Origin of the sequence: Corynebacterium sp. KPL4015, assembly GCF_040225725.1 — a bacterium.
In the GTDB taxonomy this organism is placed as follows: domain Bacteria; phylum Actinomycetota; class Actinomycetes; order Mycobacteriales; family Mycobacteriaceae; genus Corynebacterium; species Corynebacterium rhinophilum.
This window is the reverse complement of sequence record NZ_JBEHGF010000023.1, coordinates 1-11,750: the sequence shown is the minus strand read 5'-3', so window position 1 is coordinate 11,750 and position 11,750 is coordinate 1. Positions and strand designations below refer to the sequence as shown.

Genomic DNA, 11,750 nt, shown 5'->3' with positions numbered 1-11,750 from the left:
GTCAGGTAATGTTACTCCGTCATTTTTGCTTGCTGATTGGCCGCCCCAAGATGCTGCGCGGCGTCATCAAAAATCGAGACCAGCCGGACACCTCGGGTAACGTGCGGCGTCCACGAGGTATCGATCACGTCATCGAGGTTGTCATCCTCCAGCGAGGCGACATACGCCTTGACCTGCTCCAATGCTTCCTGGGTATAGCTGCGGAGCTTGCCGATGTCCTGCGTGGTTACCGCACGCGCTTCCTCCGCCGATTGGCCATAGCCCATGGCATCCGGCAGGTCGAGGTCGTAGCGCTGCCACAGCTCTTCTTCCCCAGTCAGCTGCGCAAGCTGCAGGTCTGCCATGCGGCCGGTGTGCCATAGCAGCCACGTGATCGAGTTCGGGTGATCACCAAAGTGCGCATTGGCGGTCTCGTTGCTCAACTCCGGCAATGCGGCGAGCGCATCGAGCGGGCGCTGCGCCATGTCTGTGAGTAGATCGATAGCTTTCATCGCCAGACCGTGCCCTTAGACCTTGCGGGAGGTGGGGCTGACGATGTCCATGAAAATGGCGAAACCGGTCACCATGAAGGCACCGCCGACGCCCATGAGGACGATGGGGCCAAGGAAGGCGAAGGACGGTCCGACAGCAGTCCACCACCAGATGCTCAGGGCGAGGATTACGGCGCCAAGGACAAAAGGAATAATTGCGCGAGCCATGAACTTTCTCCGTTGCAGATTTCGAAATTTTTAACGTGTTTATACTAGCACTACTGCTTGTGCTTGGGGGTCCTTTGCCTGCCCACATCCTCCTTGTTGAAGGTCCATTGCTGCTGCACATCCACTCCCCTCGCCCCAGGCGAGTGCTTGCCACTGGGGCGGGTAATCGATGCGTGAACAGTCGGCCGTGCAATCCGGTTGCTATTTAACTCTTCGAGGCTTAGCGGGGAGGAAAAATCGCTTGCGGTGCGCTTGCTGCGGCCCAGCGGCCGGGTGATGGGGCTGGCGTAGCGGGTGGCTGCGCCCGCCTTCCGCTTGGCACGACGGGCGCCATCGCGCACGATGCGCGCCGATAGCCGCAGGCGCGGATCCATCTGCTGCTCACCATCGCGGTATTCAAAGACGGGCAGGCCCGTCTTGAAGTAGATGGCCGCAAGGCGCGCGGCAAAGCAGACCAAGGCAGTAATAATCGCCGTGGGTTCTTCCGATAGCCCGGCGCGCAAGAGGATCATGTAGAGCCCGGCCGCCAGAATCGAGATGGCCGCATAAAACTCACCGGAAAATACCAGCGGAATGCGGTCCGAAAGCAGATCGCGCAGCACACCGCCGAAGACGCCGGAAATGACTGCAGATACCGAGGCGATGATGAAGCCGTAGCCCAAGTGCGCGGCAATCTGGGTACCCAGCACGGAAAAGACCGCCAGCCCCAAGGCATCGAGGATGAGGAAGAGGTGGCGGAAATAGTGCATGAGGAAGGACATGCCCACCGTGACGATGGCGGCAGCGATGACGATGACCAGATAGATGGGGTGTTCTACCCAGGTCAGCGGCGGATCCGCCAGCACGATATCGCGGACGGTGCCACCGCCTAGCGCCGTGATGGCGGCGATCATCGTCACGCCGAAGAGATCGAGCTTCTGCCGTCCGGCCGATAGCGCAGCCGTCATGGACTCGGCGGTAATGCCGATGACGTACAGGACGCTAAATAGCGGCGACATCAGACGTATTCCACCAGCAGCGGCGAGTGATCGGACCAGCGCTGCTCCACGGTCGGGGCCTTATCCACCCAGGTGCGCTGCGCGCGATCGAGCAGCGGCTGAGTTGCGGCTTGGTAGTCGATGCGCCAGCCTGCATCGTTATTGAAGGCTTGGCCGCGATAGGTCCACCAGGTATAGGGGCCGTCGGCCTCTGGGTGGAGCCGGCGCGCCACGTCGAACCACTGCGGCGCGGTGGCCGGCTCCCACGGGGTGGTGCCCGCGTAGTCCACGACGCCGAGCCACTCGCCCAGGTTCTTTTTCTCCTGCGGCGCCTCATCCGGAAAGCTGCCGAAGATATGGTCCATAAAGGCGCGCTCTTCTGGCAGGTGGCCGGCCTTCTTCTCGTTGGCCTTATTATTCTTCAAATCCTGGGCACGGTGGCAGATATTCCAGTCACCGCCGATGACCATGTCCTTATCGGCGTTTTCTGCCAGCACGGAATCGAATTCATCCAAGAAGCGGTACTTTTCATCCAGCTTCGGCGAATCGGTATCGCCGGAAGGCAGATACAGCGAGGCCACGCGGATATCGCGGGTGGTAGCGGCAATCCAGCGGCCGGCATCGGTAAAGGAGCCGAAGCCGATTTCGACATCGGCAAGCGGCGTGCGAGAGAGGATGCCTACTCCGGCGCGGCCCTTGGCGGCGGCATCGGCAAGCTCCAAGTGCCAGCCTGCTTCCAGGGCGGGTGCCAGGGCCTTTCTGGCTTGATCCGGGGTGGCGCGTACCTCTTGCATCAGCACGATATCGGCCGGGGTTTGTTCCAACCAGGCATTCATGCCGGGATTGTTTTCGTTGCGCTGCTTGCACGCGGCGCGGATTCCATTGACGTTGACGCTAGCGATGGTAAGGCTCATGGTGCTCCAGAATATAGGCGTGTGCGGTGGTACTTCTAGCTGCGGCCTGCAAGGCGTTTTTTATCCCACATTGTTATCGCCCACACAACGCAACCCGCGGCCGCCAAACCGGCGCCCGCCAGCGCCGGGGCGGAATAGCCCAGACCCGCGCCGACGACAATGCCGCCGATGGTCGCACCGGCTGCATTCGCGATATTGAGCGCGGACTGGTTGAGCGCGGCGGATAAGGTCTGGGCATCGCCTGCCACGTGGACCAAACGCAGCTGCAGCGACGGCACCAACGTGGAACCCATAAACGCCACCATGCCAAAGCAAATGGTGGCCGGGATGGCGTGGCTGGAAAGGAAATAGAAGGCGGTGAGGATGATGATCAAGCTGGCTAGGGCGAAGATGATCCCGAATTCAAGGTTGCGGTCCGCCAACCAGCCGCCGAAGGCATTGCCTATCGTCATGCCAATGCCGTAGGCCATGAGCACGACCCAAATCAGGCTATCGCTCAGGCCAGCGACCTCGGTCATGGTCCAGGAGATATAGGTATAGACGGAGAACATGCCGCCGAAACCCACCACGCCCATGATAACGGTGAGCCACACCTGGCTGTTTTTAAAGGCTCCGAACTCGGTGCGGATATCGGTCTGTTTCATCTCCGTCATGTGCGGCATGAGGAAAAACAGGGCTACGGCGGTAATAAGGCCGATGACCACGACCACCAGGTAGGCCGCGTGCCACCCCAGCGCGGAACCCAGGGCCTGTGCCGCGGGCACGCCGATGACCGTGGCGATGGCAAGCCCCATGCCCACAAAAGCCATGGCCTTGCCGCGCCCGCCGGGAGGGGCCATCGACGCCGCGGACAGGTTAGCCACGGAGAAGTACGCTCCGTGGGGCATGCCGGCGATGAATCGAGCCACCATGAGCACCCAGTAATTCGGCGCGAGGACCGAGAGCAGGTTGCCCACCACCAAAAAGCCGATGAGCAAGAGAATGAGGCGGCGGCGCGGGAGCTTGCCGGTAAACGCTGCAATCAGGGGCGCACCGACCACCACACCGAGCGCGTAGGTGGTAATCAGCGTGGAGGCGGTATCCTCAGAAACCCCGAAATCCTCCGCGATCAGCGGCAGCAGGCCCATCGAGACGAACTCGGTAGTACCGATAGCAAACGCACCAAGGGCCATCGCCACCATGACGATGGTGCGGCGCGCAGTAGAAATCTCCGTCTGGCGGGGCAAAGGCCGACGGTGAATGCGGTGTTCATGGGCGCTGCGCGGGCTTAACTGATCGATAATTTTCACGAGGGGCGACGATACACCCCACCTGTGCATAAAGCATGTTCAGGGCGTGGACAGGTGAAGAGATTTACCCAGCGCATGGCCCCGTGACCGATGCCACCCAGCCCCGGAATGTACCGAGCGCTCCACATGGAGCGGACAAAATCGGTAATCTGGTCACCTGAAGAAATTTTCCCACATTTAACAGGAGAATCATGGCTAAGATTACGTGGACCCGTACCGATGAGGCGCCGCTTCTGGCGACCTACTCCCTCAAGCCCATCGTGGAGGCCTTCGCTTCCACCGCGGGCATTGACGTAGAAACCCGCGATATTTCCCTGGCTGCCCGCATCGCCGCGCAGTTCCCAGAGCGCCTCACCGAGGACCAGAAGGTGGAAGACGCCCTGGCTGAGCTGGGCAAGATGGCCAAGACCCCAGAGGCTAATATCATCAAGCTGCCAAATATTTCGGCTTCCCTGGTGCAGCTGAAGAAGGCCATCGCTGAGCTGCAGGCCGCCGGCTACGACCTGCCTGATTACCCGGATAACCCGTCCACCGACGAGGAAAAGGACATCGCGGCCCGCTACGATTCCGTCAAGGGCTCCGCTGTTAACCCCGTCCTGCGTGAGGGTAACTCCGACCGCCGCGCGCCGGAGGCCGTAAAGAACTTTGTTAAGAAGCACCCGCACCGCATGGGCGAGTGGTCCAAGGATTCCAAGACCAACGTCGCCACCATGGACGATAACGACTTCCGTCACAACGAGAAGTCCGTCATCATCCCCGAGGAAGATACCCTGTCCATCGTGCTGAAGACCGCTGACGGCGAGCAGACCCTGCTGTCGGAGCTGCCGGTTCTTAAGGACGAGGTCATCGACGGCACCTTCATGTCCGCCAAGGCCCTCGATGAGTTCCTGCTGCAGCAGGTCAAGCGCGCCAAGGAAGAGGGCGTGCTCTTCTCCACCCACCTGAAGGCCACCATGATGAAGGTCTCTGACCCCATCCTCTTCGGCCACGTCGTGCGCACCTACTTCGCCGATGTCTTTGATAAGTACGGCGACGAGCTCATCTCCGCCGGCCTCAACGGCGAAAACGGCTTGGGCTCCATCCTGGAAGGCTTGGACAAGCTCGACAATGGCGAGGAAATCAAGGCAGCCTTCGAATCCGCGCTTGCCGATGGCCCCGATCTCGCCATGGTCAACTCCCACAAGGGCATCACCAACCTGCACGTGCCTTCCGATGTCATCATTGACGCCTCCATGCCGGCCATGATCCGCACCTCCGGCCACATGTGGAACAAGAACGACGAGGAGCAAGACACCCTCGCCGTTATCCCGGACTCCTCCTACGCCGGCGTGTACCAGGCCGTCATCGAAGACTGCAAGGAAAACGGCGCCTTTGACCCCACCACCATGGGTACCGTGCCAAACGTCGGCCTGATGGCTAAGAAGGCCGAGGAGTACGGCTCCCACAACAAGACCTTCAAGGTGCCCGCAGCCGGCACCGTTGAGGTCCGCAACTCCAAGGGCGAGGTGCTCATCGAGCACGACGTCGAGGCCGGCGATATCTGGCGCGCCTGCCAGACCAAGGACGAGCCGATCCAGGACTGGGTTAAGCTCGCCGTCAACCGCGCCCGCCTGTCCGGCATGAAGACCATCTTCTGGCTCGACCCAGAGCGCGGCCACGACCGCAATATCCAGTCCCTGGTGGAAAAGTACCTGAAGGACCACGACACCGAGGGCTTGGACATCGAGATCCAGGATCCGGTCACCGCTACCAAGACCTCCATCGAGCGCATCCGCCGCGGCGAGGACACCATCTCCGTGACCGGTAACGTGCTGCGTGACTACAACACGGACCTCTTCCCCATCCTCGAGCTGGGCACCTCCGCAAAGATGCTGTCCGTGGTTCCACTGATGGCAGGCGGCGGCCTCTTCGAGACCGGTGCCGGCGGCTCCGCCCCGAAGCACGTCCAGCAGGTGCAGGAAGAAAACCACCTGCGCTGGGACTCCCTCGGTGAGTTCCTGGCACTGGCCGAGTCCTTCCGCCACGAGAACCAGACCAACGGCAACGAGAAGGCCGGCGTGCTGGCCACCACCCTGGACAAGGCCACCGAGCGCCTGCTCAATGAGGGCAAGTCCCCATCCCGCAAGGTGGGCGAGAACGACAACCGCGGTTCCCACTTCTTCCTGGCCACCTTCTGGGCCGAGGAGCTGGCTAACCAGACCGAGGATGCCGATCTCGCAGCTGCCTTCAAGGACGTCGCCTCCGACCTTTCCGGCAAGGCCGATGAAATCTCCCAGGCTCTTATCGATGCCCAGGGCGAGCCCGCCGACCTCGGCGGCTACTACTGGCCCAACGACGAGAAGACCTCCTCTGTCATGCGGCCTGTCGCACAGTTCAACGAGATCATCGATGGCCTGAAGAAGTAAAGCCGCGTTAGGTTTCTAGCCGAAGACCGCTTCGACCCCTCCTCGGGGTTCGAGGCGGCCTTTTCTTACTTTTAAAGCTGAATCACCACCGCCTAGTCCCCGCGTTCCGGCGAGCCCATAGAAGTGAACTATCTGAGATACCCCGAATCACGGATACGCGTAAACGGCCCATGGCCCCTCCTCAGCCAATACAGGCGCCTCCGTACTGACAGAGTGAGATTTTCCCAACCAACTACGCTGCGTTGATCGACGGCATTCTGAATCATGCTGCTGGAATCTAATTCACCGGCTCATGCAGCGTTATGGTCAAACACAAGCAGTACAAAGAGGGGCTCTCAGAAACTCAAAGGCTCCGCGCCTGGCGACGCCCCGCTCCCCTAGGCGCACCCACTTATGTAGTAACCATTGTTAGAAGGTCGTCATAGGTTGAAACCACGTCATAGCGCACATCATTATGGTCCGCTGAGTTGAGCTTGGCAAAGAACTTGCGAGCGCATTCAATCTTTCCGAGCTCTGCTCCCTTGAGCTGCAAGCTCGACATGCTGCCCTTGGTTTCAGCAACGAAGTACACATGCTTGACGGAATTTTCGGTAAAAGCAATTGCCCAATCGGGGTTGTAGTTTCCCAACGGGGTGGGGATGAAGAATCCTCCGGGCAGCTTGGCATAGACAACGACTTCCGCTTGTTCTTCGAGCTCTTCCAAAAACACCCGTTCGGTTAGGGAATCCGTGACCGCGTAGTCGTAGATGTGTTTTTGCAGTTTCTTGTCATTCTCCCCCAGTACCTGACGCGTCTGGTTGGCTGAGAAGATGGCGGTGTCAAATTCGCTCTCCAGCATGCTGTAGGACAGATGCTCGATTACCTCGGTCGCCTTCTGCTCATTGACAATCCGGGACATTTCCATGATGAAATGCTCCGGATTTAACCGGTACATGGCGAACTTCTCGGCTCCTATCCCCTTCAGTATTGCTGCACACGTGCGACGGGTCAGCATGGTCTTCTCAGCAATTTCACCGATGAGGTCATACTTAACTGAAGATGCCGCAGTCACGGACTCCGATTGGCGCTCGGAAGTGCGATCACCAAACCCCTCGCGCTTTTCTAGGTCGTCTTGTACTAAGCGGAAGTTTTGGGTACCGGCCTCGACCATATATTGCATGGAAGTCACATGGAGATCCTTGTTGAGAGCTCGGATGGCTTTCTCAATAAGCTCCACAGAGTCGAAGTCCACTGTGTAGACGGCCTTGTGGTTGATTCGTTTCCACAGTTCTTGAAACTCCTTGCGCTTCAAGTTGGCGTTAGGCAGCAGACGTTTCGCCTTTCGGTCATCACGCGGCTTCGGAACATTCATATACAAGGCATCAACGAGCGGAAGCATTGCGTTGAATTCGTCCTCGAGAATAGACTCTGGAGGATCCTCTAATTGCCCTCCTTCTCTCCGACCTTCCTTGAACGCCTGGGTCACGTGCCAATCATCGTCAATGTATTCATTCTTAAGCAGGTACTTAAACATCACCTTTGCTTGCTTTTCGGTGACCTTGAAGTTCTCGCTGCCAGCGATATTGATGGAATGTCCGATGAAGTAATCAACGCTAGCCTCGCGCGGTCGAAACGATAGCGACTCCGCGATTTCTTTTTGCAGGCCGTCTACAAACTCCGTGTAAGACTCGTCCGTAACCACGGTGAGCACGTTGATATCATGAACACGTCCCGGCACCGAGACGGAGTCTTGGCGGTCACCGGCTTGATTTACGCACAGGCGTAGGCCGCGGCCGATTTCCTGGCGGCGCGACACCGTGTTGTCGCTTTTCTTCAGCATGCCCATTGTGAACACATTGGGGTTATCCCAACCCTCGCGCAAGGCTGAGTGTGAGAAGATGAATCGCACGGGTTCGTCTAGGCTTAACAGCCTCTCTTTATCCCGAAGGATCAGATCGTACGCGTCAGAGTCTGTCGACTGTCCCTTATCATCACCGCGCTTTGAAATCTTGCCGTCCACGGCATGCTTGGATTTCTTATCCACCGAGAAGTAGCCCTGGTGAACAGAATGGACTTCATCGCGAGAAACGTACTTGAGGTAATCACTAAACTCTTGTTCTAGCTCCAGCTCACCGAAGAGGGCGTCACGAGCCATTGTGTATTCTTCCTCGAAGATGCGGGCGTACTCACCCATTGTGTCCTCGCGGGAATAGTCCCGATACTTCGCGACCTCATCAATAAAGAACAAGGAAAGTACCTTGATGCCTTTCGGGTAGAGTTCCCGTTCCTTGTCTATGTGAGCCTTAACCACTTCGCGGATTTGAATGCGCCGCTTGGTTTCTTCAGTGACGTCTCGGTCCGCCAGCTGCCCGGCAAATACATCATCCCCATTGCTCAGGCGTACGACGTCTGCAGTAGCGTCGATATCAACTACGAAGATCCCCTTGTAGGCTTCAATACCCTTAGATAGCTCATGAAGATTATCCCCCTTTGACAGGTGCTTTCGTTGCCGCTTGATACCTTTCTTGGTCTGCACTTCCATCTCAACGCGCGCGAATGGTGGTTTGCTCGGCGACACCTCAATGTTCTCAACGTAAAGGTACGCATCTGTTCCCGCAAGCCCCTTCACCGTGATACCACGCACGCCGATGCGCTTCACCAGCTGCTGGTTATAAGCATCGACAGCATCGAGGCGATAAACCTTAGTGTGCTCGTCCTTGTGTGTGGCGGAGTAGCGCAGCATCATCAGGGCCTTGAACTCTGCCAACGACTGCAGCGACTTCTTGGCACTCATCTTCTGCGGCTCGTCAATGATAACGATGGGACGGTTAGCCGCGATGACATCGATGGGCCTACGAGATCCGAACTCATCCAGTTCCTCATAGATGCGACGATTATCCTTTCCGGTCGAATTGAAGGCCTGAATATTGATGATCATGACCTGCACACCAGAGTTTTCACTGAAGGCCTCGATTTCATTCAGCCGACTGGAGTTGTACACAAACGCACGCGGCCCTGTCCCATACTCTTGCTTGAAATGCTCCGCAGTGACTTCAAAGGTCTTCTTCACGCCCTCGCGGATAGCAATGGAGGGCACCACGATGATGAACTTTGACCACCCAAAACGCCGGTTGAGTTCCATAATCGTCTTGATGTAGACGAAGGTTTTGCCGGTACCGGTTTCCATCTCAATATCAAGGTTGGGTACATTTGGCGCTGCAATGGAATCCTTGAGAAACAGTGACTCCTCTAATCCACCCTGCCGCTGAACTTTCTGTATATTCTCCAGCAGTTGTTTCTGTGTCAAGAGAATTTCCGCGTTGCGCAGGCCCATGCCCTCGCCTTCGGACATGCGGATTCGTCCATCTTTCCAAACACCAGGATCCATACGATAGGCGGTACCATCGTTTCGTGGCTGCCCAAGAAATGCGTCGGCGACAGCATTGACAGCATCTAGCTGGTATTGCTGTTTTTTAAATTGCAGCTTCACCCTAAATCACCTTCACATCAGCAGACGGCGCAAATTCCTTAAAAACTTGCTCAGCGTTGATGCGCTCGGCGTCGCTAGCAAAGCCCTCATCTCGGAATACGGCACGCACCGGCTCGCGCTTGGCCATGTCCCGCACGGTTTCCTTACTCACTGAGGGATCGAAGCACGCTATGAGCGCACCTCTTTCAACAACGAAGCACTCCTGTCCTTCAATATTCTCAACCTCAATTTCCACGTCCAGTGGCAGACCCCAGTCAAGCAGCACTTGGAATAGCAGGTCCTCACCGGTCCGGTCTGCCTTCACGTTACTCACTGAATCAAACAAGTTAGACTGGCTCACTTCATCCGGCGTAGCAATAACGTCGTTCATGTTGGTCGAGTCAATACGTAGGCTTCGAAAGCCCACATCCAGCGGCCGTTCACGCCCCTCTAACTTCTCCCCGAAGTCCTGTTCAATCTTGCGACCCACGCGACGGATTCGCTCGCGCGAAAGCTCCGAGATCGTGGAATAACCGGCTGAACGTGCCTCCGACTTCGCTGAAGTCTCCTCTGGGATCTGGACCATCACAAACTTCCGGTTTCCATCGTCCTCAGCATTGAGTTCCATGACTGCGTGTGCAGTTGACGATGAACCCGCGAAGAAGTCCATGACGACGTCATCCTCTCCTGCGATCATCTGGACGAATCGCTTCAAAATAGTCTCATCTTTGGGGAAATCAAAGACCTTATCGCCATCAAACAGAGTCTTCACGCGTTTCGTCGCCGCACGCCCGTCCTGATAAAGCACGGAGTAAGGAGCTTCAAACTCGGTCTCATGGAGATAGCGCTTATAGGTGGGAACTTTGGTCTCATCAGCTCCAAATACAACGCGACCTTCGATGATTTTTTGCTCCAACACCGACTTCTGGAAAAGCCAACCACGACTCGGAATGGCCACTGGCAATCCTGTCTTCGGATGCAGCACCTCGTAGCGCGGTCCCCCACCGCCCGGCCATGAAATATCGCCTGGAAAGTAAACGCCGACTTCATCGACGTTCTTGTAATGTTTATTCCGGCGTGCCGGATCTGCCAATGGAAGATCCTTGTACCACGCCCTTAACTTCGCAGTAGCGGCCTCATAATTCCCATTGGTCTCCTTCACGAACTTGGCTGCAGCGGAATAAATATCGTCAAGTCCCGCCTTGCGGACCTTCCAGTCGGCTTTCTGCTCTTTCAAAAAAGCAAGGTCACGAGCGAAACAGATGACATACTCATGAGAGGAAGAAATAAATCGCGAATCGTTCTTGCGACCACCGCTCCATACAAAGGTTCCTACGAAGTTCTGAGAGCCAAACACTTCCTTGGCTATAGCTTGAACGTTTCCAAACTCCGTATCGTCGATCGAGATCACGATAGCTCCATCTTCGGTGAGCAGGTTTCGCGCCAGCCGCAACCGCGGATAAATCATTGACAGCCAATCAGAATGGAAACGGCCGTTGGATTCGGGGTTGGTGACAAGGCGTTCGCCTTCGTCGGTAACTTGGCCGGAACGCTTGAGGTATTCCTCAGTAGATTCGGCAAAATCATCGTTGTAGACGAAATCATGGCCAGTGTTATACGGCGGATCAATGTAGATGAGTTTGACTTTGCCCAGGTAGGATTCCTGCAGGAGTTTGAGAGCCTCTAAATTATCGCCTTCGATGAAAAGATTCTCGGTCGTATCGAAGTTAACAGAGTCTTCGCGGACGGGACGCAGTGTCTTTGCGATAGGGGCATTCGCGACCAGGGTGGCGGCGCGTTTGCCAGGCCACTCCAAACGGAAGCGCTCTTTAGGGCCTTCAACAAGATCGTTACTTAGCTCCTGACGCAGCAAATCAAAATCGATCGCGCGACTGATGTGCCCGTTGTCATCGGCTAACTCGGTAACGACTTGGGGGAAGAGGGGCCCGACCCCCGGAAAGTGGACACATCGGGGGCTAGCTATGCTGCTGTGGTCAGTATAGCCGAAGTCTCGGCTTC

At 57.1% G+C, this 11,750-nt stretch carries 8 protein-coding genes; 1 reads left to right on the top strand and 7 read right to left on the bottom strand.

Annotated elements, in window-relative coordinates; genetic code table 11:
- Positions 1–11: 11 nt before the first annotated feature.
- Genes ABRP64_RS08850 through ABRP64_RS08830 form a run of 5 tightly spaced genes read right to left on the bottom strand, consistent with a single transcriptional unit; the run spans position 12 to position 3,908 of the window.
- Entirely contained in the window at positions 12–491 is a 480-nt protein-coding gene (locus tag ABRP64_RS08850; RefSeq protein WP_284770118.1) for a DinB family protein, read from the bottom strand.
- A gap of 15 nt (positions 492–506) precedes the next feature.
- Complete coding sequence (locus ABRP64_RS08845; protein WP_023025362.1) at positions 507–698, bottom strand: hypothetical protein; 192 nt, start codon at positions 696–698, stop codon at positions 507–509.
- A gap of 50 nt (positions 699–748) precedes the next feature.
- The gene (locus ABRP64_RS08840) at positions 749–1,696 is read right to left on the bottom strand and encodes a trimeric intracellular cation channel family protein (protein WP_349866181.1); all 948 of its coding nucleotides are present in this window, start codon (positions 1,694–1,696) and stop codon (positions 749–751) included.
- Positions 1,696–2,589, bottom strand: a complete 894-nt coding sequence (locus tag ABRP64_RS08835; protein ID WP_284784433.1) for an exodeoxyribonuclease III — start codon at positions 2,587–2,589, stop codon at positions 1,696–1,698. The genes ABRP64_RS08840 and ABRP64_RS08835 overlap by 1 nt, the downstream gene beginning before the upstream one ends.
- A 35-nt stretch (positions 2,590–2,624) precedes the next feature.
- Entirely contained in the window at positions 2,625–3,908 is a 1,284-nt protein-coding gene (locus ABRP64_RS08830; RefSeq protein WP_349866179.1) for an MFS transporter, read from the bottom strand.
- 161 nt (positions 3,909–4,069) lie between these two features.
- Here ABRP64_RS08830 and ABRP64_RS08825 point away from each other — a divergent pair, with 161 nt between their 5' ends.
- Entirely contained in the window at positions 4,070–6,283 is a 2,214-nt protein-coding gene (locus ABRP64_RS08825; protein ID WP_349866177.1) for an NADP-dependent isocitrate dehydrogenase, read from the top strand.
- Positions 6,284–6,674: 391 nt separating this feature from the next.
- On the opposite strand, the gene ABRP64_RS08820 is transcribed toward ABRP64_RS08825, so the two are convergent.
- Both ABRP64_RS08820 and ABRP64_RS08815 read right to left on the bottom strand, forming a co-directional pair.
- On the bottom strand, positions 6,675–9,752 hold the full coding sequence (locus ABRP64_RS08820; protein WP_349866175.1) for a type III restriction-modification system endonuclease: 3,078 nt from the start codon (positions 9,750–9,752) through the stop codon (positions 6,675–6,677).
- A 1-nt stretch (position 9,753) separates the two neighbouring features.
- A partial coding sequence (locus tag ABRP64_RS08815) for a site-specific DNA-methyltransferase (RefSeq protein ID WP_349866173.1) occupies positions 9,754–11,750 on the bottom strand: 1,997 nt, incomplete at its 5' end.

Bases quoted from the DNA above. Each gene is read 5' to 3' on its own strand.
- ABRP64_RS08850 (WP_284770118.1), bottom strand. From the start codon at position 491: ATGAAAGCTATCGATCTACTCACAGACATGGCGCAGCGCCCGCTCGAT.
- ABRP64_RS08845 (WP_023025362.1), bottom strand. From the start codon at position 698: ATGGCTCGCGCAATTATTCCTTTTGTCCTTGGCGCCGTAATCCTCGCC.
- ABRP64_RS08840 (WP_349866181.1), bottom strand. From the start codon at position 1,696: ATGTCGCCGCTATTTAGCGTCCTGTACGTCATCGGCATTACCGCCGAG.
- ABRP64_RS08835 (WP_284784433.1), bottom strand. From the start codon at position 2,589: ATGAGCCTTACCATCGCTAGCGTCAACGTCAATGGAATCCGCGCCGCG.
- ABRP64_RS08830 (WP_349866179.1), bottom strand. From the start codon at position 3,908: ATGCACAGGTGGGGTGTATCGTCGCCCCTCGTGAAAATTATCGATCAG.
- ABRP64_RS08825 (WP_349866177.1), top strand. From the start codon at position 4,070: ATGGCTAAGATTACGTGGACCCGTACCGATGAGGCGCCGCTTCTGGCG.